At 72.6% G+C, this 18,626-nt stretch carries 20 protein-coding genes; 7 read left to right on the top strand and 13 right to left on the bottom strand.

Annotated elements, in window-relative coordinates; genetic code table 11:
- Positions 1-77: 77 nt before the first annotated feature.
- The 9 genes from PD653B2_RS23555 to PD653B2_RS23515 all read right to left on the bottom strand — a co-directional run bounded on the left by PD653B2_RS23555 (position 78) and on the right by PD653B2_RS23515 (position 10,054).
- Complete coding sequence (locus tag PD653B2_RS23555; RefSeq protein WP_085874863.1) at positions 78-296, bottom strand: Flp family type IVb pilin; 219 nt, start codon at positions 294-296, stop codon at positions 78-80.
- A gap of 297 nt (positions 297-593) precedes the next feature.
- Positions 594-1,238: a response regulator transcription factor gene (locus tag PD653B2_RS23550; RefSeq protein ID WP_085874862.1), complete on the bottom strand. Its 645-nt coding sequence runs from the start codon at positions 1,236-1,238 to the stop codon at positions 594-596.
- Complete coding sequence (locus PD653B2_RS23545; protein ID WP_085874861.1) at positions 1,235-2,800, bottom strand: sensor histidine kinase; 1,566 nt, start codon at positions 2,798-2,800, stop codon at positions 1,235-1,237. Before PD653B2_RS23545 ends, PD653B2_RS23550 begins: the two co-directional genes overlap by 4 nt.
- Before the next feature lie 13 nt (positions 2,801-2,813).
- The gene (locus PD653B2_RS23540) at positions 2,814-3,728 is read right to left on the bottom strand and encodes a type II secretion system F family protein (protein WP_085874860.1); all 915 of its coding nucleotides are present in this window, start codon (positions 3,726-3,728) and stop codon (positions 2,814-2,816) included.
- Between the two features lies 1 nt (position 3,729).
- Complete coding sequence (locus PD653B2_RS23535) at positions 3,730-4,701, bottom strand: type II secretion system F family protein (RefSeq protein WP_085874859.1); 972 nt, start codon at positions 4,699-4,701, stop codon at positions 3,730-3,732.
- Complete coding sequence (locus PD653B2_RS23530; protein ID WP_085874858.1) at positions 4,698-6,083, bottom strand: CpaF family protein; 1,386 nt, start codon at positions 6,081-6,083, stop codon at positions 4,698-4,700. Before PD653B2_RS23530 ends, PD653B2_RS23535 begins: the two co-directional genes overlap by 4 nt.
- Positions 6,080-7,270: an AAA family ATPase gene (locus PD653B2_RS23525; RefSeq protein WP_085874857.1), complete on the bottom strand. Its 1,191-nt coding sequence runs from the start codon at positions 7,268-7,270 to the stop codon at positions 6,080-6,082. Before PD653B2_RS23525 ends, PD653B2_RS23530 begins: the two co-directional genes overlap by 4 nt.
- Before the next feature lie 6 nt (positions 7,271-7,276).
- A complete protein-coding gene (gene cpaB / locus PD653B2_RS23520) occupies positions 7,277-8,020 on the bottom strand; it encodes a Flp pilus assembly protein CpaB (protein ID WP_085874856.1) in 744 nt (247 codons plus the stop codon).
- Positions 8,021-8,254: 234 nt separating this feature from the next.
- Positions 8,255-10,054 (bottom strand): AMP-dependent synthetase/ligase, encoded by a 1,800-nt coding sequence (locus PD653B2_RS23515; RefSeq protein ID WP_085874855.1) that lies wholly within the window; start codon positions 10,052-10,054, stop codon positions 8,255-8,257.
- A 138-nt stretch (positions 10,055-10,192) separates the two neighbouring features.
- On the opposite strand from PD653B2_RS23515, the gene PD653B2_RS23510 reads away from it, so the two are divergent.
- Genes PD653B2_RS23510 through PD653B2_RS23490 form a run of 5 tightly spaced genes read left to right on the top strand, consistent with a single transcriptional unit; the run spans position 10,193 to position 14,256 of the window.
- Complete coding sequence (locus tag PD653B2_RS23510) at positions 10,193-10,633, top strand: SRPBCC family protein (RefSeq protein WP_085874854.1); 441 nt, start codon at positions 10,193-10,195, stop codon at positions 10,631-10,633.
- Between the two features lie 17 nt (positions 10,634-10,650).
- Positions 10,651-11,844, top strand: a complete 1,194-nt coding sequence (locus PD653B2_RS23505; RefSeq protein ID WP_085874853.1) for an ArsA family ATPase — start codon at positions 10,651-10,653, stop codon at positions 11,842-11,844.
- Position 11,845: 1 nt separating this feature from the next.
- Positions 11,846-12,307: a hypothetical protein gene (locus PD653B2_RS23500; RefSeq protein ID WP_085874852.1), complete on the top strand. Its 462-nt coding sequence runs from the start codon at positions 11,846-11,848 to the stop codon at positions 12,305-12,307.
- Positions 12,304-13,245 carry an ROK family glucokinase gene (locus tag PD653B2_RS23495; RefSeq protein ID WP_085874851.1) on the top strand — a complete coding sequence of 314 codons (942 nt, stop codon included), beginning with the start codon at positions 12,304-12,306 and terminating at the stop codon, positions 13,243-13,245. The genes PD653B2_RS23500 and PD653B2_RS23495 overlap by 4 nt, the downstream gene beginning before the upstream one ends.
- A 3-nt stretch (positions 13,246-13,248) precedes the next feature.
- Positions 13,249-14,256, top strand: a complete 1,008-nt coding sequence (locus PD653B2_RS23490) for an ROK family protein (RefSeq protein ID WP_085874850.1) — start codon at positions 13,249-13,251, stop codon at positions 14,254-14,256.
- On the opposite strand, the gene PD653B2_RS23485 is transcribed toward PD653B2_RS23490, so the two are convergent.
- The 3 genes from PD653B2_RS23485 to PD653B2_RS23475 all read right to left on the bottom strand — a co-directional run bounded on the left by PD653B2_RS23485 (position 14,189) and on the right by PD653B2_RS23475 (position 16,963).
- The gene (locus PD653B2_RS23485; RefSeq protein WP_085874849.1) at positions 14,189-15,433 is read right to left on the bottom strand and encodes a TIGR00300 family protein; all 1,245 of its coding nucleotides are present in this window, start codon (positions 15,431-15,433) and stop codon (positions 14,189-14,191) included. The genes PD653B2_RS23490 and PD653B2_RS23485 overlap by 68 nt on opposite strands.
- A 130-nt stretch (positions 15,434-15,563) precedes the next feature.
- A complete protein-coding gene (locus PD653B2_RS23480; protein WP_085874848.1) occupies positions 15,564-16,037 on the bottom strand; it encodes a hypothetical protein in 474 nt (157 codons plus the stop codon).
- A gap of 152 nt (positions 16,038-16,189) precedes the next feature.
- A complete protein-coding gene (locus tag PD653B2_RS23475) occupies positions 16,190-16,963 on the bottom strand; it encodes an alpha/beta hydrolase (RefSeq protein ID WP_085874894.1) in 774 nt (257 codons plus the stop codon).
- Positions 16,964-17,087: 124 nt separating this feature from the next.
- Between PD653B2_RS23475 and PD653B2_RS23470 the strand changes: the two genes are divergently transcribed.
- Together PD653B2_RS23470 and PD653B2_RS23465 are read left to right on the top strand one after the other, a co-directional pair.
- Positions 17,088-17,819 (top strand): lysophospholipid acyltransferase family protein, encoded by a 732-nt coding sequence (locus PD653B2_RS23470; protein ID WP_085874847.1) that lies wholly within the window; start codon positions 17,088-17,090, stop codon positions 17,817-17,819.
- Complete coding sequence (locus tag PD653B2_RS23465; RefSeq protein WP_085874846.1) at positions 17,816-18,322, top strand: flavin reductase family protein; 507 nt, start codon at positions 17,816-17,818, stop codon at positions 18,320-18,322. The genes PD653B2_RS23470 and PD653B2_RS23465 overlap by 4 nt, the downstream gene beginning before the upstream one ends.
- A gap of 126 nt (positions 18,323-18,448) precedes the next feature.
- On the opposite strand, the gene PD653B2_RS23460 is transcribed toward PD653B2_RS23465, so the two are convergent.
- The coding region (locus PD653B2_RS23460; protein WP_165763595.1) for an integrase core domain-containing protein at positions 18,449-18,626 on the bottom strand (178 nt) is incomplete at its 5' end.

Raw genomic sequence — 18,626 nt, 5'->3', positions numbered from 1 at the left:
CCCGATGAGTCCGGCCCGGACACGACCGTGGCCGCGGACCTCGCGGTCCGCGGCCACGGTCGGTGACCCTGGTCAGCTCAACAGGTTGCGGTCGACGACGACGTCGCCGACGAGTTCGTGTCGATGTCCGTGCAGGCCTTGTCGAAGAGCCCACTGACCTGTCCCCCGAGGGCGAAGACGAGGACGACGACGACGGCGGCGATGCCGCCGACCAGCAGGCCGTACTCGACGGCGGACGCGCCGTCCTCGGTGCGCTCGCGCCGGCCCGCCACCAGACTGCGGATGTACTCCATCATGATGTTCTCCCTCTCGCTTGGGCCAGACGGCCCCGGGGTCCCTCAACCCCTCACGGGTGATCATCCGCTCGCAGAAGGGCTATTCGGATCGGGCGAACGCACTAGTCTATCTAGTCATTTATGACTAGATGGCATGCCCGATCGGCCAGGTCCGCGGGCGTGGTCGGGCCAGCGCGGTGGGGACCGTGCAGAAGCGACGGGTCGACGCCCGGACGCCGTGCGGACACGACGGGTCAGCGCGTCCACGCCGTGCGGAAGCGACGGGTCAGCGCCCCCACCGCGTGCGAAAGCGACAGGTCAGGCGTCGGCGGGGCGCACGCTGGAGAGCAGGCCGACCCGCATCGCGGTGACCAGGGCCTGGGCGCGGTTGGCGGCGCCCAGCTTCTGGTAGATGTGCCCGATGTGGGCCTTGGCGGTCGACTCGCTCATGAAGAGCCGGTCGGCGATGGCGGCGGTGCCGAGGCCGTCGGCGAGCAGGACGAGGACGTCGTGCTCGCGGTCGGAGAGCCGCGCCGAGCCGCCGCCGATTCGGCGCGCCATCGCGCTGGTCAGCCCGCTGCAGACGAACGCGCGTGGGGAGACCCTGGCGTGCCGGACGGTCCGCACGACCTCCTGGGCCGGGGCGTCCTTGCCGACGAACCCGGACGCGCCGGCCTGCATGGCCGCGAAGATCTGGTCGTCGCCGGAGTGCATGGTCAAGACGACCAGGCCGATCGTGTCGCTCGTGCGCCGGACCGTGCGCACGATGTCGAGGCCGGTGCCGTCGGGGAGCTGGAGGTCGGCGATCACGACGTCCGGCTGCAGCGCGTCGACCGCCGCCAACGCCTCGGCCACGGTGCCCGCCGTGCCGACCAGGTCGAGGTCGTCCTCCAGGTCGATGACCGCGGCGAGGCCGCTGCGGATCAGCTCGTGGTCGTCGACGAGCAGCACCCGGGTGCTCATGCCGACACGCTCTCGGCCAGCGCCGCGGCGGGCACCCGGACCGTGACCGACGTGCCGTGCGGGCGCCGCTGCTCGACCTCGAGCCGGGCGCCGATCAGCGTCGCGCGCTCGCGCATGATCTCCAGCCCCTGCGAGTCGGGTCGCGCGGGACCGAGCCCCTGGCCGTCGTCGCGCACGGTGATCACGGCACGCGGCGGCCGGACCCGGCAGTGCACGTCGATGGTCGTGGCATCGGCGTGGCGTACGGCGTTGGTCATCGCCTGCTGGGCGATCCGGAACAGCTCGGCCTCGACCTCGGGCCGCAGCCGGGTCTCGCGCTCGTCGAGCGTCACGTGCACCGGGATGCCCGATGACTCGGTGAGGTGCCGGGCCACGGTGCCGAGGGCGGTGCCGAGGCTCGCGCTGTCGCCGACCCCGGTCCGCAGCGAGACGACGGAACGGCGTACCTCGGAGACGACCGCGGAGATCCGCTCCCGCAGGGCCTCGATCTGGGCGGCCTGCGCGGGGGAGGCGGGTCGAGCGGCGAGCGCGTCGGTGAGATAGCCGAGCGACGCGATGTCCTGGGCCAGCCCGTCGTGCATCTCCCGGGCCAGCCGATGCCGCTCCACGGCGGTCGCCCGGTCGCGGAGGGACTCGAAGAGCAGCGCGGTGTCGAGGCGCACGGTGCTCGGCCCGAGGCGGACGGCGAGCTCGCGGATCCGGCCGTCCAGCCCGACCCGGGCCTCGTCGAGCCGGTCGGAGACCCGGCCGGCCACCACGCCGACGGCGTTGCCGCCGGACGACAGCGGGAAGGCGAACGCCCGCCCGCGCACCAGCGACCGGGCCGACGACCACGACTCGACGGCGAGCGCCTCCTCGGCGGCCGCGTCGGTCCTGGTCCCCCCCGAGAGGGCCACCAACGGCGTCAGGTCGTGGTCGCGGGGCACGTAGATCGCCACCGAGGTGGTCGGCAGCTCGTCGCGCACGGCGGTCAGGATGGAGGTGCCGAGCGTGGTCGGGTCGAGCCCGGAGCTGAACCCTCCGGACAGGTCGATGAGCTGGTGGATCAGCGCCTGCGCGTCGTGGTACGGCGCGAGCGGGTCGGGCTCGCGGCGCAGCGCGGAGTGCAGGAACGTCGCGATCATGCCGAGCCCCAGCGCGACCACGCCCCAGGTGACGATCGCGAGTCCCTGGGCGCTGTCGAGCGGCCCGTAGAGACCGGTGGCGACAATGATGGTGCCGGCCATCTCGGCGGTGAACGCCGACAGCGCGCCGCCCGCACCCTGACGCAGGCCGGCGGTGAGCGGGCCGACCGCGAGCGCGCCGAGCATGGCGGTCGAGGTGTGCAGGGTGAACCCGCAGATGAGCCCGACGCAGAGGGGCTCGAGGACGGTGGTCAGCCAGACCGGCAGCGCCGGCTGCAGCTCGGAAACCTCGCCCAGCACCCACATCACGCCGATCGCGAGCAGGGCGAGCAGCGCCGCGGCGTCCTGGGTCCACAGTGCCGGGGCGAGCAGGGCGACCAGGGCGCACACCCGGACCGCGGCGCCCAGCCGCAGCGAGTGCCAGCTCCGACGGGCCATCAGACGGTGCCCATCAGAACGTGTCCATGATGTTGAGGACGGCCGGCCCGAGCACGACCACGAACAGGCACGGGAGGATGCAGAAGATCAGCGGCACGGTCATCTTCACCGGCACTTGCTGGGCCTTCTCCTCCGCACGCTGGCGGCGCTTCACCCGGATCTCGGCCGACTGGACGCGCAGCACCTGGGCGATCGGGATGCCGAGGCTGTCGGCCTGCACCATCGCGCCGACGAAGCCGCGCAGCTCGGCGACCTCGGTGCGCTCGGCGAGCGCGCGCAGCGCGGCCGCACGTCCCTGGCCGAGCTGCATCTCGCGCAGGACCCGGGCCAGCTCGTCGGCCAGCGGACCTTCGGTGTTGCGGGCGACCTGCTGGACCGCCGCGTCGAAGCCGAGCCCGGCCTCGACGCTGATCGTCAGCAGGTCGATGGCGTCGGGCAGGTCGCGCCGGATCCGCTCGGACCGGTCGTAGGTGCGCTGGTAGAGGTAGAGGCCCGGCGAGAAGAAGCCGAGGACCGCGCCCGCGACGACGAGCAGGACGGCGAACGGAAGCGCCGGGTCGAGCAGCAGCGCGCACGCACCCGAGACCACCAGCCCCGCGGTCGCGCCGAGTACGGTGCCGCTCAGCACCCGGTCGACGGTCCAGCCGGCCGGGTTGCCGGCCAGGTCGAGGCGGTGCCGGATCCGCTCCGCCGCGTCGGAGCCGGCCAGCCGTCGGCCCGTGCGCAGCGCCCGGCCGCGCAGGGGCCTCAGCACCCGCTCGCCGAACGGCGAGTCCGCCTCGTCCGTCAGGAGCTCGGGAGCGGTGGACGTCGCGCGGACCAGCGCGAGAGAGCGGGCCACGCCACGGGTGTCGCGCTCCTCGGCCACCGCGACCGAGAGCAGCACGATCGCGACCGCCAGGAGCAGCACGCCGAGGACGAGCACCATGTCAGACCTCCACCTTCACCAGGCGACTCATCCAGAAGACACCCACGGCGAGACACAGGCCGGCCGCGGCCAGGAACACCCAGCCGCGAGGGTCGGAGAAGAGCACCATGACGTACTCGCGGTTGGCGAGCAGCAGGTAGAGCAGGAACGCCGGCGGCAGGCAGCCGAGCACCCACGCCGAGATCCGGCCCTCGGCGGACAGCGCCGAGACCTGCCGGCGGATGTACTCGCGCTCGCGCATCGTCGCGGCGACGGTGTCGAGCAGCTCGGCGAGGTTGCCGCCCACCTGACGCTGAATCCGGATCGCCATCACCGCCCATGCCAGGTCGGCGCTGTCGAAACGTTCGGCGATCCCTTCCAGGGCGTCCTCGATGGGCACGCCGAGCCGCGTCTCCACGAGCGCCCGGCGGAACTCCGAGGCCACCGGCTCCACGCCCTCGCGCGCCACGGTCGCGGCCGACTGGGCCAGCGAGAGCCCGGCGGCCAGCGACCCCGACATCAGCTGGAGCGTGTCGGGCACCGCGGCGGAGAAGGCCGTACGGCGTCGCGAGCCCCGCAGCCCGAGGTAGAGCCACGGTCCGAGCACACCCAGGACGAGGAAGATCGCGAAGACCGGCACGTTCCCGGCGCCCACGAGCAGGCCGACGAGACCGGCGCCCACAAACGCGGCGGTGTGCACGAGCAGCCACTCGGCGGGCTGCACGCGGCTCCCTGCCGTCTCGAGCCGGTGCCGGATCCGCTCCTCGAGGGAGCGGTTGCGGCCCAGCACCTGGGCGGCCGCGCCGGTGGCCTGGGCCCGGGCGTCGGGCCGCGGGTGGTCCGCAGCCACCGGCTCCGGCCTGCTCCCGACGTACGCCGACACCGCCTCGGCGGCGCCCAGCGCCGGGACCCGGGACGGCGGGACGAGGAGCACCATCAGGCCGAGCAGCCCGACCCCGACGGCGGCCGCACCCGCGACCAGGAGCCAGCTCACGGCCGGCCCGTGACGAAGAGGAGCGGGTCGACGGTCACGTTCGCCTGGGCGAGCTTGTCGAGCAGCTTCGGCCGCAGCCCGGTCGCCTCGAGCCGACCGCGCGCCCGGCCCTCACCGTCGAAGCCGGCCGCGTGGTCGAAGACGAAGACGTCCTGGAGGGTGACGACGTCGCCCTCCATCCGCTCGACCTCGGTCAGGTGGGTGATCCGGCGGCTGCCGTCCTTGAAGCGGGTCTGGTGGACGATGAGGTCGACCGCCGAGGCCACCTGCTCGCGGATCGCGCGGACCGGCAGGTCCATGCCCGCCATCAGCACCATCGTCTCGATCCGGGCCAGGGTGTCGCGGGGTCCGTTGGAGTGCACCGTGCAGATCGACCCGTCGTGGCCGGTGTTCATCGCCTGCAGCATGTCCAGGGCCGAGGCGTCGCGCACCTCGCCGACGACGATCCGGTCGGGGCGCATCCGGAGCGCGTTGCGCACCAGGTCGCGGGTGTCGACCGCGCCCCTGCCCTCGATGTTCGCGGGCCGCGACTCCAGGCGCACGACGTGCTCCTGGCGCAGCTGCAGCTCGGCGGCGTCCTCGATCGTCACGATCCGCTCGTCGTCGGGGATGAACGACGACAACACGTTGAGCGTGGTCGTCTTGCCGGCGCCGGTGCTGCCGGACACGATCACGTTGAGGCGGCCGCGGACGCAGGCGTCGAGGAAGTCACGCGCCTGCGCGGTCAGCGTGCCCAGCGCGACCAGGTCGTCCACGGTGAGCGGGTCGGCGGCGAACTTGCGGATCGTGAGCGCCGACCCGTCGATGGCCAGCGGGGGGATCACCGCGTTGACGCGGCTGCCGTCCGGCAGCCGGGCGTCGACCATCGGGCTCGACTCGTCGACGCGGCGCCCGACCCGGGACACGATCTTGTCGATGGTGCGGCGCAGGTGGGCCTCGTCGACGAAGTGCGCGGCGGTCGGGACCAGCCGGCCCTCCTGCTCCAGCCAGATGCTGTGGGCGCCGTTGACCATGATCTCGGAGATGCTCGGGTCGCGCAGGAAGGGCTCGATCGGGCCGTAGCCCAGCACGTCGTCGCTGATCTCCTGCGTCACCCGGGCCCGGTCGCTGTGGCTCAGCGGCCGTTCCTGCGCGGCGAGCACGTCGGCGAGCACGGCGCGCACCCGTTGGTCGAGCTGGTCCTGGTCCAGGTCGGCGTCGTACAGCTGCGGGCCGAGCTGCTGGAGCAGCTCGACGTGGACGGCCTCCTTGACCTGCTCGATCCGGTCCGGGGCGCCGGCCAGCCCGGCCCGGCGGCCGAGCGCCTCGTCGGGCACGGCGGCGGTCTCCAGGCTGTCCGGAGCCTCGGCGCGGGCGGCGGCCAGCCGGTCGGCGAGGCTCATCGTCGGACCCAGAAGCGGCGGGCGGACCGTTCCGTGACGGTCTCGGTGTCGGGCGCCGTCACCGGCGCGGCGGGCTCGCCGCAGAGCCGCACGGCCAGGGCGCGGATGGCCGTGCTCGACGGGTGGTCGGGCTTGCCGCTGACGATCGGGGTGCCGGCGTTGGTCGCCGCGGCGATGTCGATGGACGTGGCGACCCGGGCGGCGACGGCCAGACCGAGGATCGACTCGACCTTCTCGGGCCCGATGCCGACCGCGTCGTCGGCCCGGTTGAGCAGCAGGTGCCGGTGCCCGCGCGCGATGCCGAGCATCTCCAGCGTCTCGACCGCGACCCGCACGTTCTTGAGGGTGGGGACGTCGAGCGTCGCGACCACCACGCACTCGTCGGTCTCGTCGAGGGCTGCCAGGGTCGGCTCGTCGAAGGCGGGTGCGGTGTCGACGACGACGACGTCGAAGCTCTCGCGCAGCGTGGCGAGCAGCCGGGTCACCAGTGCCGGGGTGACCCGCTCGCGCACGTCGGGGCGGCTCGGCGCGGGCAGCACCATCAGCGAGTCCTGGTGCCGGGTCAGCAGCGACGTGACCAGCGAGGCGTCCAGGGACTCCTCCGAGCCGATCGCGTGCTCGATCGTGTGGGTCGGGAAGAGCTGGAGGGTGATGGCGACGTCGCCGAAGGCCAGGTCGAGGTCGACCAGGCACACCTGGCGCGCGCCGCGGTCGGCCAGCGCGAGGGCGAGGTTGACCGCCATCGTGGTCTTGCCGACCCCGCCCTTGGGCGAGAAGACGGTGATCACCTTGCCGCGCCGGGAGGCCCCCGCCGGGCCGCGCAGCGCGACGTACAGCTGGTGGGCGCGGCCGACGGCGCCGGCGACGGCGTCGAGGTCGTCGTCCGGTACGACGTCGCGGGCGCCCGCCTTGATCGCCCGCGTCAGCAGCGGGGCGTCGATCGGAGCGTCGGCCGGGTCGCGCACCAGGAGCACGCTGATGGTCGGCCGGCCGACCCGCAGCGACTCGCAGGTGGCGAGGGCGTGGTCGAGGTCGAGGTGCGGACCGAGGACGACGACGTACTCCTCGGTGTGCTCGCCCAGCCAGGCGTGCAGCCGGTCGATCGAGTCGACGCCGTGGCTGCCCTCCGGCAGCGCGGTGAGCAGCGAGGACAGCGAGGTCGGGTCAGGTTCGACGAGGACGGGCATCCGTGGTCACCCCTTCCGCCGGAAGAGGTTCTGCGCGGTGACCGCGCGACCGGGCTCGATGGTGCTGTCCCCGTCGAGCAGGGCGAACGCCAGCTCGCCGTTGGCCGACGCGAAGAGCATCTTCTGGGCGTCGCGCTGGTCGACGGCCACGGTCAGCAGGGTGGGCGGGAGCCGGTCGGGCGCCTGGGGGTCCTGGTCATCGCCGGCCGCGGCCGACTGCGGCGCCGCCGATCCGACGCCGAGCACGGTGACCCGGGGGAGCAGCAGCCGGGTGAACGGCTGGCCGCTCGCCTCGTCGGTGCCGTTGAGGAAGACCGCCACCTGGGCGCCGGGGGCGAGGAAGCCGGAGACCCGGGCCGCGTCGGTCAGGTTGACCGAGACCGCCATCTGGCCGGCGGGGATGGGCAGCGGCGCGGCGGCCTCCGACGCGGAGCCCAGCTTGGCGGCGATGACCTGCTCGCCCGGGTAGATCGGCACCAGCGCCACCTGGTCGGCCAGCGCCGCCGCGTCGGTCTCGTGGCCGTCGAGCAGCGCGTCCCGCGAGACCGGTCGTACGGCGAGCTTGCCGGCCGCGTCGGCGTCACCGACCGTCTCGCCCGCGCCGATCGGCGCGACCGCGACGAGGACGTCGACGGTGTCGAACCGGTGGGCGGCCCGCGCGTCGGCGCCGCGCGCGTAGACGAGCACCAGGGCCGTCCCGAGGGCGGCCACGAGCACGGCCGCGACGAGCAGGATCCTGCGTCGTTCCATCGCGGATGCCCCTCCCTGCCAGGGCCGTCCGGGCGCACCGCACCCGCACGGCCGACGCCGTCATCCCCGTGGGCGTCGGACAGTCCCCTCACAATCCGGCGCCGACGGCACTCTAGAAGAGGCGACCGGCACTCCGGAAAGGGGTGTGCTGACCGGACCGGACCGGTTGATCGCGCGGGTGTGAAACCCGTTACCGGTGGGTAAGGGGCGGGATCGACAGCCCCCGGGCGAGCGTCAGGAGACGTAGAGCGCCGCCACGTCGTCCTTGAGCTCGCGCATCACGACGTTCCTCTTGAGCTTGAGGCTGGGCGTGAGCTGGCCGCCCTCCTCGGTCCACTCGTCGGGGAGGATCGTGAACTTCCGGATCGACTCGGCCTTCGACACGGCCTTGTTGGCGTCGTCGACCGCGGCCTCGACCTCGGCGCGCAGGTCGGGGTCGTCGACCAGGTCGGCGATCGAGCCGGTCTTGCCGTGGGCCTGGGCCCAGGTGGGGAACGAGTCGCGGTCGAGGGTGATCAGCGCGGCGATGAACGGCTGCCCGTCGCCGACCACGATGCACTGGTCGATCAGCAGGTGGGCGCGGAGCCGGTCCTCGAGCACGGCGGGGGCGACGTTCTTGCCCCCGGCGGTCACGATGATCTCCTTCTTGCGCCCGGTGATCCGGACGAAGCCCTCGTCGTCGACCTCGCCGACGTCGCCGGTGTGGAACCACCCGTCGCGCTCGAGCGCCTCGGTGGTGGCCTCCTCGTTGTGCCAGTAGCCGGCGAAGACCTGGCCGCCGCGGAACAGCAGCTCGCCGTCGTCGGCCACGCGCACGGCGGTGCCGGGCAGCGGACGCCCGACGGTGCCGACCTTGATCGCGTCGGGGAGGTTCGCGGTCAGCGCCGCGGTCGTCTCGGTGAGGCCGTAGCCCTCGAGAACGGTCAGCCCGATGCCGCGGTAGAAGTGTCCGAGCCGGTCGCCGAGCGGGGCGCCGCCGGAGACGGCGTACTCGCAGCTGCCGCCCAGGGCATCGAGCAGCTTGCCGTAGACGAGCCGCTTGAACACCGCGTGCTTGGCGCGCACGGAGATCGGCGGTCGGCCCTTGTCGAGGCCCCGGGAGTAGGCGATCGCGGTCTCGGCGGCCTTGTCGAAGATGGCGCCCTTGCCGTCGGCGGTGGCCTTCTGCGACGCGGTGTTGAAGACCTTCTCGAAGACCCGCGGCACGGCGAGGATGAACGTCGGCTTGAACGCCTGGAGGTCGGAGAGCAGGTTCTTGATGTCGGCGCTGTGGCCCAGGCGGGTGCGCGACTTGATGCAGCCGACCTGGATGATCCGCGCGAAGACGTGGGCCAGGGGCAGGAAGAGCAGGGTGGACCTGCCCTCGCTGTCGAAGAGGTGCTCGAGCTCGTCGACGGCCACGGTCAGCTCGAACATGAAGTTGCCGTGGGTGAGCATGCAGCCCTTGGGGCGCCCGGTCGTGCCCGACGTGTAGATGAGGGTCGCCAGGTCGAGCGGGGTCGCGGCCGTGCGTCGCTTCTCGAGCTCCTCGTCGGAGATGTCCTCGCCGAGCCGGGTCAGGTTGTCGACGGCGTTGTCGGCGATCGACCAGACGTGGTTGAGCTGGTCGAGGCCCGCGCGGACCTCGGTGATGCGGGCCAGGTGCTCGGGGCCCTCGGCGACGATCGCGCGCGCGCCGGAGTCGCTGAGGATCCACTCGATCTGCTCCGACGACGACGTCTCGTAGATCGGGACGGTGACGGCACCCGCGAACCAGATCGCGTAGTCGAGCAGCGTCCACTCGTAGCGGGTCTTGGAGATCAGCGCGACCCGGTCCCCGGTCTCGACCCCGGCCGCGATCAGCCCCTTCGCCACCCCGCTGACCTCGGCGAGGAACTGCGCGGCGGTGACGTCGTGCCAGACGTCCTTCTCGGTCGTCGACGGGCGGCTGAAGGCGACGCTGCTGCCGGCCACGCGGGCGTTGGCGACGACGTCGTCGGTCAGGTTGCCGGTCGCGGGGACGTCGGTGGTCAGGGGCGTGGAGAACTCACGCACGGCGTCTCCTCGGGCTGCGGCACTGGGTCGTCACCGAGCGAGGTTACCGCTGCTCCCACCCTCCGAGGCATCCGGTACGCTCGCTCACCGAGCCGACCTCGACTCGAACTAGATCCGCACGCGATCCAGGGGGCCCGCATGGCCGAGCAGACCACGTCCTCGATCGTCATCGACGCGGCCCCGGCCGACATCATGGGTGTCATCGGTGACTTCCCCGCGTACCCGGAGTGGGCGAAGGGCGTCATCCGCGCCGAGGTCGTGAAGGGCGAGCCCGACGGCTGGGCCGAGCAGGTGTTCTTCGCGCTCGACGTCCCACCGATCAAGGACGAGTACACCCTCTCCTACGACTGGGACGGGTACGACGCCGTCACCTGGTCTCTCGTCGAGGGCAAGATGCTGCGCGCCCTGGACGGCGCCTACCTGCTGCGCGAGCTCGGCGACGGCTCCACCGAGGTGACCTACCGGCTGGCGCTCGACGTCTCGATCCCGCTGATCGGGATGCTGAAGCGCAAGGGCGAGAAGATCCTCATCGACACCGCGCTCAAGGGTCTCAAGAAGCGCGTCGAGTCGCTCGCCTAGCCGGCGACTCCTCCTTCGTGCGCATCCTCCTCTTCACCGGCAAGGGCGGTGTCGGCAAGTCGACCGTCGCCGCCGGCACGGCCGCGCTCGCCGCGGCCGAGGGCCGCCGTACGCTCGTGCTCTCCACGGACGCCGCACACTCGCTGGCCGACGCCTTCGGCTGCGCGACGGGCACGATCGGGTCCGAGCCGACCGAGGTCGCCGACCTCCTCTTCGTCCAGCAGGTCGACGCCCAGCTGAGGTTCGAGCAGTCGTGGGCCGACATCCAGCGCTACCTGCTCTCCGTGCTCGACGTGGCCGGTGTCGACCCGGTCGCTGCCGAGGAGCTGACCGTCATCCCGGGCGCCGAGGAGGTCCTCGCGCTGCTCGAGCTGCGGCTGCACGCGCTCTCGGGCGCCTGGGACGTGATCGTGGTCGACTGCGCCCCGACCGCCGAGACACTGCGGCTGCTGGCGCTCCCGGAGGCGCTCGGCTGGTACATCCAGCGGGTGCTGCCGGTCGAGCGGCGCGTCGTGAAGGCGCTGCGGCCGGTGCTCAACCGGGCCGCGGGCGTGCCGATGCCCGGCGACTCGGTCTTCGACGCGGTCGAGCGGCTGCACGCCGAGCTCGACGAGGTGCGGGCGCTGCTCAGCGGCCCCGACGCGAGCGTGCGGCTGGTGCTGACGCCTGAGAACGTCGTGCTCGCCGAGGCGCGCCGGTCCTACACGACGCTGTCGCTCTTCGGCTACCGCGTCGACGGGGTGGTCGCCAACCGGGTGTTCCCGGCCGAGGACGCCGACGACTGGCGCGCGGGCTGGGTGCTGGCCCAGGACGAGGTGCTCGACCGGGTCGGCGAGTCCTTCGCGGGGCTGCCGGTGTGGCGCTCGGAGTACCGCCCGCGCGAGCCGGTCGGCGTCGAGGCGCTCGGCGAGCTGGCCCGCGAGCTGTACGGCGAGAGCGACCCGCTCGCGACGACCAAGGGCAAGGGGCCGTTCCGGATCAGCAGGAACGAGGCGGGCGCCGTGCTCCGGCTCTCGCTGCCGCTGGTCTCGCGCACCGAGGTCGACCTGGCCCGCAATGGCGACGATCTGGTCGTGACCGTGGGATCGTATCGTCGGCTGATCACGCTCCCCTCCGGTCTGGCACGCTTCCGCATCGCCGGAGCCCGGGTGGAGCAGGGGGAACTGCAAGTGCGGTTCGTCGAGGGCCCCGCGGACGAGGCTGGGAGATGACGTGAGCCAGGACGGACACCACGGTGGCCCGGACGAGCCCTCGACGGGTCCAACGGATCGCGTCGGCTCGGTCGGCGAGGAGGCCGCGAAGCTGCTCGGCGCCCTCTCGGAGTGGGCGAAGGACCACGGGTCCGACCTCGGCCAGGCGGCCTCCGGGCTGGCCGGCCACGCGGCCCGCTCCGCCCACGGCGTGAACGAGCACCTCGCGACCGGCGCCACCGAGTGCACCTACTGCCCGGTCTGCCGGACCGTGCACGCGCTGCGCGAGACCAGCCCCGAGGTCCGGGCCCAGCTCACGACCGCGGCCACCGCGCTGCTCCAGGCCGCCTCCGGCCTGCTGGCGACCGCCGTTCCGGACACCCGTCGCGACCCGAGCGCCGGTGTCGAGAGAATCGACCTCGACGACGGGCCCGACGACGGACCCGGCTGGCCCGACGACGATCCCGAGGAGGGAGACCGATGAGCCTGGCATGTGGGATCGACGTCGGCGGCACGAAGATCGCCGGCGGTGTGATCGACGAGAAGGGCACCATCGTCGAGGAGCTGCGCGTCGAGTCGCCGGCGACCGACGCGGAGGCCATCGAGGAGGCGATCGCCGGCCTCGTCCTCGAGCTGCGCTCGCGGCACGCCATCGAGACCGTCGGTGTCGGAGCGGCGGGCTACGTCGACAAGGCCAGGGCCGTGGTGCTCTTCGCGCCGAACGTCGCGTGGCGCAACGAGGACCTCAAGGGCGAGCTGGAGAAGCGGGTCGAGCTGCCGGTCGTGATCGAGAACGACGCCAACGCCGCGGCGTGGGGTGAGTTCACGTACGGCGCCGGCCACGACGCCGACGACCTGCTGCTCGTGACCGTCGGCACCGGCGTCGGCGGCGGGTTCGTGCTCGACGGCGAGCTCTATCGCGGCGCCAACGGCGTGGGCGCCGAGATCGGCCACATGCGGGTCGTCCCCAACGGCATCCTGTGCGGCTGCGGCAAGCACGGCTGCTTCGAGCAGTACGGCAGCGGCTCGGCGCTCGTGCGCGAGGCGCGGTCGCTCGCCATGAGCGGCGCGATGATCGCCCGGGGCATGCTCGCCCGGGCCGGCGGTGACATCCACAAGATCACCGGGCCGCTGATCACCGAGGCGGCCCAGCACGGCGACGAGGGTGCCCGCCAGCAGCTGGCCGAGCTCGGCCGCTGGCTCGGTGAGGGCATCGCGTCGCTGACCGAGATCCTCGACCCCGGTGTCGTCGTCATCGGCGGTGGCGTGAGCGAGGCCGGCGACCTGCTGCTGGAGCCGATGCGGAGCGCGTTCGCGGGCCAGCTCGTCGGCCGCGGCTTCCGCCCGATCCCGGAGATCCGCAAGGCGCGCCTGGGCAACAAGGCCGGGCTGATCGGCGCGGCCGACCTCTCGCGGCGCTAGCCCGTGCCCCTCTTCATCGGCGTCGACATCGGCGGCACCAAGGTCCTGGCGACCGCGGTGTCGTCGGCGGGGCGCGTGCTGCGCACGGCTCGTCGCGAGACTCCGGGCCGCCGGGTCGAGGCGAGCCTGGTCGAGGACGCCCTCACCGCGGCGGTCCAGGAGATCGCGGGCACCCGCCGCGTCGGCGCGATCGGGATCGCTGCCGCCGGCTTCGTCGACGCGCAGGGTGAGCGGGTCCGCTTCGCACCCCACCTGCCCTGGCGTGACGAGGGCGTCCGGGCCCGGCTGGCCGAGCGCTGGAGCGCGCCGGTCGTCCTCGACAACGACGCGAACTGCGCGGCTCGTGCCGAGCTGACCTACGGCGCCGTGGGGAGCGCGCAGGACGCGATCGTCGTGACGATGGGGACCGGCATCGGCGGGGCGGTCGTGCTCGACGGCTCCGTGCACCGTGGCTACAACGGGATGGCGGGGGAGTTCGGCCACATGCAGGTGGTGGCCGGTGGTCACCCGTGCGAGTGCGGCGGGTCCGGCTGCTGGGAGCAGTACTCCAGCGGCAACGCGCTCGTGCGCTTCGCGCGCTCGCGCATCGGGCAGCAGCCGACCGCGTTGCGCGACCTCTGCGACGGCGACCCCGACCGGCTCACCGGGCCGATGGTGACCGAGGCCGCCTCGGCCGGGGACGACGTGGCGCTGCAGGCGTTCGCCTCGGTGGGGGACTGGCTCGGCGTGGGCCTGGCGAACCTGGTGGCGGCGTTCGACCCCGAGATCGTGGTGATCGGCGGCGGTGTGTCCGCGGCCGGCGACCTGCTCCTCGAGCCCGCCCGGCGCGCGATGCGCGAGTCCCTGGTGGGCGCGGAGCACCGCACGGTGCCCCCCGTCGTACGCGCTGCGCTGGGCCCGGAGGCCGGGGCGATCGGGGCGGCCGACCTGGCCCGGCAGACCTTCAGGAGCGCCGGTACTCGGGCACGAGCTCGACGGCGAGCTGCTCGAGGAACAGCCCGACATCGGTGACGATGCCGCGGGCCTGGGACGACCCGCGGTCGGCGAGCTTGGTGACCGTCGCCGGGTTGATGTCGACGCAGACGAGCGGGATCGATGCGGGCAGGATGTTGCCGGTCGCGACCGAGTGCAGCATGGTCGCGACCATCAGGCAGAAGCCCACGTCGGCGATCCCGGCACGCATCGCCCGCTGGCCCTCGATCACGTCGGTGTAGACGTCGGGCAGCGGCCCGTCGTCGCGCACCGAGCCGACCAGCACGAACTCCTTCTCGTGGGTGACGAGCGCGTGCATGATGCCGCCGGTCAGCACGCCGCTGTCGACGGCCGCCTTGATGGAGCCCTCCTTGCGGATCGTGTTGAGCGCGCGGATGTGGTGCTCGTGGCCGTGCTCGACGCCGCGGCCCATGGCCAGGTCGACCCCGAGGCTGGTGCCGTACAGGGACGACTCGATGTCGTGGGTGGCCAGTGCGTTGCCGGCGAAGACCACGTCCACGTAGCCGGCGTTGACGAGCGCGACCATGGCCGGGGCGGCGCCGGTGTGGACGACGCCCGGCCCGGCGACCCAGAGCACCTTCTTGCCCTCGGCCTTGGCCTCGCGCATGCCGTCCGCGACCTGGCGCACCAGGACCGCCTGCGGCTTCTCCGAGGAGACCTCGGACTCCATGAACCCGAACGCCCCGGCGGTGCGGTCCGGCGTGGGGATCGTGACCCGGATGCCCGAGGCGCCGGTGATGACGAGCATCCCGGCGCGGACGTCGGACATGGGCAGCGTGTAGACCCGGTGCGGGCGGCCCGCGCTGTCGCGCTCGAGGATCAACCCGCAGTCCATCTCCGGGTTGCCGACGTCGAGCCAGACGCCGTCGATGCGGACCCGGGTCTCGAGGTTGGTGGTCGAGTAGAAGTGATCGGGGAAGACCCCGTCCACGTCGGCCGCGCTGACGCTGGCCTCGCCCGGGTCGACCTGGTTGACCCCGCGGGTCTGCAGCCGCATGAGGAGCCGCTCGAGGGACTCGTTGTCGTCGGTCGTCACGGTGATCACGGCGTGGGACGGGTCGTCGGTCTCGCGGCCGACGTCGAAACGGTCGATGGTGTAGTCGCCGCTGTACTCCCGGATGTCGTCCAGGACCCGCGACAAGATGCCGTGGTCCATCAGGTGTCCGGTGATCTCGACGGTCTCGTGGGCGCTCACGCGAGCACAGTAACGAGCCACGGCACCGTTGCGCGCACGGCGGAGGGTCCCGACGCTCGGGTCACGACCTCGTGCCTCGGTCGCGCGGCCCGCTCGACCACCGTGTGCGGGTCAGCTTGGCGCGTCCCCGCTAGACCTGCGCGCCGTCGTCCCAGGGGTCGCGGGGCCCGCGGGGCATCTGGTAGACGAGGTAGACGAAGCCGCCCACGAAGCCGGCGACGAGGAGGTAGGCGACGAACGTCGGCATCGAGATCGAGAAGATCAGCGAGGCGAGCAGGACGGCCGGCGAGCCGAAGATGCCGATCCAGGCGGCCAGCCGGTCCGGCGTGGTGCGCGGCACCGGGGGAGGGGGCGGCGGCTCGAAGCGCTCGTCGGCGAGGAACGGCTCGTCCTCGTCCTCCTCGTCGAAGGCCGGGCCCGTCGTCAGGTTGCCGAACCGTCCACCGAACGGCGCCGAGGACGCCGGCGGCGCGATCGGCGCAGCGGGCGGCGGGTCGTCGATCTCCGCGCGGTCGCCGTAGTTGTCCACGATCGCGCGCCAGGCCGCCTCCGCCGGGTCGTCGGCGTCGCCGCGACCCTCAGGTCCGTCAGGGTTGGACTGCACAGGGCGAGCCTAGGCGCACCGTGTGCGCCGCCGGCCCGCGACGTCGGGTCAGCCGGCCTCGACCACCGGTGCGGTCGGGTCGGAGAGGTCGTCGTACGGGTAGCAGCCGTCGCGCCGGGGGATTGCCGGAGACACGTCCCTGCCGGGTACGGCTAGCGCGCTGCCGTCACCCGGGCCACGAACGCGGCGGACTGCTCGAAGATCTTCTCGGCGTCGTTGTCGATCGTCGCGACGTGGTAGCTGTTCTCGAGGGGTACGACGGTCACGTCGGTCGACGAGATGCCGCTGGTGATGATCGGCTGCGTCTTCTCGTCGACGACGTGGTCCTCGGTGGAGCGGAAGTAGATCATCGGTGCGGTGATCTTCGGCAGGTCCGCCGCGATCTTCGGCCAGGCCTGCATCATCGAGTGCGCCGCCTTGAGCGGCGTCTTGGTGTAGCCGTGCTCCTCGACACCCGGCTTCTTGATGTCGTTGGCGATGCCCGGGAACGACGGCACCAGGTGCTTGAGCAGCGGCAGCAGCTTCACGTCGAACCGCTTGGTGGCGATCGCCGGGTTGACGACCATGACGCCGGCGACCCGGTCCGGGTGGTCCTCGGCGAGCCGCAGCACGAGCGCCCCGCCCATCGAGAGCCCGCCGACGACGACGGCGTCGTTCTCGGCCGACAGCTTCTCGAAGGCGGCGGTGATCTCGGCGTACCAGTGCTCCCACCGGGTCGTGTTCATCTCCTGCCAGGTGGTGCCGTGGCCGGGCAGGCGCGGCAGCTCGACGGCGTACCCCTTCGCGGCCATCGCCTCGGCCCACGGCGTCATCGACGCCGGCTGGCCGGTGAACCCGTGGCTCAGCAGCACGCCGACCTTGCGGCCGCCGGTGAGCTCGGGCCGGGCGGGGCGGGAGAACGGCGAGGCGAGCGGGTGGATCGTCATGCCCCGGATCATGCCGTACCGGAGATATCCGTGGCCCGGTGTCTGCGGAACTGTCGGGCGACGGTCTAGGCTTCGCGACGTCGGCTGTCCCAGGCTGGCTCAGGCGGGTGTGCGGAGGTGCGGGTTGTTCTACTGGTTCCTGAAGTGGATCGCCCTCGGTCCGTGGCTGAAGCTGATCTTCCGGCCGCGCGTCACCGGCGCCGAGAACGTCCCGGACGAGGGACCCGCGATCCTGGCCAGCAACCACCTCTCGTACGCCGACTGGCTCTTCATGCCGCTCACGCTGTCGCGCCGGGTGACCTTCGTCGCGAAGGCCGAGTACTTCACCTCGCCCGGCCTCAAGGGCTGGCTCCAGAAGACGTTCTTCGCGGGCTCCGGCCAGGTGCCGATCGACCGCTCCGGCGGTGGCGCGTCCGAGGGCGCGATCATCTCCGCGAAGCGCGTGCTCGGCGACGGTGAGCTGTTCGGCATCTACCCCGAGGGGACCCGCTCCCACGACGGCAAGCTCTACCGCGGCAAGGTCGGCGTCGCCCGGCTCGCGCTCGAGACGAAGGCGCCGGTCATCCCGGTGGCCGTCGTCGGCACCGACGTGGTGGCCCCGCCCGGCAAGACGTTCGGCCGGTTCACCCGCCCGGTCGTGCGCTTCGGCAAGCCGCTCGACTTCTCCCGCTACGAGGGCATGGAGAACGACCGCTACATCCTGCACTCGATCACCGACGAGATCATGTACGAGATCATGCGGCTCTCCGGCCAGGAGTACGTCGACATGTACGCCTCCCGCGCCAAGGAGGAGCAGAAGAAGGCCGAGAAGGACGCCGGCCCGGGAGACGCCGACGAGCCCAAGCTCGCGTCGTGACCATCCACTCCACCCACCCGTTCGCCGACCCCGAGCCGGACCCCGTCCGGCGCCTGCGCGGCCGGCTGGGCGCTGCGGTCGCGCTCGTCACGGCGGGCGACGTCGACAGTAGGGCCGGGCTGACCGTCAGCTCGCTCCTGGTGGCGAACGGCGAGCCGGCCCGGCTGCTGCTGCTCGTCGACCCCGACAGCGACCTCGCGGAGGCCGTCGAGCGCACCGGTCGCGCCGTGGTGCAGCTGCTGTCGTGGCCGCACCGCGACCTGGCCGAGGCCTTCGCCGGCACCGCGCCGGCGCCGGGGGGGCCGTTCCGCACGGGCACGTTCGAGGACACCGCCTGGGGGCCGCGGCTGACGGACGTCTCGACGTGGGCGGGGGTGGTGCTGGAGTCCTCGGCCGAGGTGGGCTGGTCGACCCTGCTGACCTGTGTGGTCGAGGCCCTGACCGTCGGCGACGACGAGAGCCCGCTGGTGCACCGGCGCGGCCGTTATGTGCGGCCGACCTGAGCGACACGACGACCGCGACGAGCTGCGCGCCCTCGTCGACCGGATGCTCGCGTCCCACCTGTCCTGGGTCGCGGCGGGGGCACCCTGAGAGAGCCACCGCCTAGGTGTACTCGGCCACCACGTTGGTTACAGGCGGCTGATCGGTGGGAGTCCGCCGAGTGCGGTGTGGCGGCGTTGAGTGTTGTAGTACTCGAGCCAGGGTGCAAGGGCGGCGGTTCGCTCCTCGTTGGACTCGAAGACCTGGCGGTAGGCCCATTCGACTTGCAGGGTGCGGTTGAACCGCTCGATGCTCCTATGTTCGTCA

The organism is Nocardioides sp. PD653-B2 (genome assembly GCF_002117935.1).
Taxonomy (GTDB): domain Bacteria; phylum Actinomycetota; class Actinomycetes; order Propionibacteriales; family Nocardioidaceae; genus Nocardioides.
This window is presented reverse-complemented; position numbering and strand designations above follow the sequence as displayed.

Bases quoted from the DNA above. Each gene is read 5' to 3' on its own strand.
- PD653B2_RS23555 (WP_085874863.1), bottom strand. From the start codon at position 296: ATGATGGAGTACATCCGCAGTCTGGTGGCGGGCCGGCGCGAGCGCACC.
- PD653B2_RS23550 (WP_085874862.1), bottom strand. From the start codon at position 1,238: ATGAGCACCCGGGTGCTGCTCGTCGACGACCACGAGCTGATCCGCAGC.
- PD653B2_RS23545 (WP_085874861.1), bottom strand. From the start codon at position 2,800: ATGGCCCGTCGGAGCTGGCACTCGCTGCGGCTGGGCGCCGCGGTCCGG.
- PD653B2_RS23540 (WP_085874860.1), bottom strand. From the start codon at position 3,728: ATGGTGCTCGTCCTCGGCGTGCTGCTCCTGGCGGTCGCGATCGTGCTG.
- PD653B2_RS23530 (WP_085874858.1), bottom strand. From the start codon at position 6,083: ATGAGCCTCGCCGACCGGCTGGCCGCCGCCCGCGCCGAGGCTCCGGAC.
- PD653B2_RS23525 (WP_085874857.1), bottom strand. From the start codon at position 7,270: ATGCCCGTCCTCGTCGAACCTGACCCGACCTCGCTGTCCTCGCTGCTC.
- cpaB (WP_085874856.1), bottom strand. From the start codon at position 8,020: ATGGAACGACGCAGGATCCTGCTCGTCGCGGCCGTGCTCGTGGCCGCC.
- PD653B2_RS23510 (WP_085874854.1), top strand. From the start codon at position 10,193: ATGGCCGAGCAGACCACGTCCTCGATCGTCATCGACGCGGCCCCGGCC.
- PD653B2_RS23495 (WP_085874851.1), top strand. From the start codon at position 12,304: ATGAGCCTGGCATGTGGGATCGACGTCGGCGGCACGAAGATCGCCGGC.
- PD653B2_RS23475 (WP_085874894.1), bottom strand. From the start codon at position 16,963: ATGACGATCCACCCGCTCGCCTCGCCGTTCTCCCGCCCCGCCCGGCCC.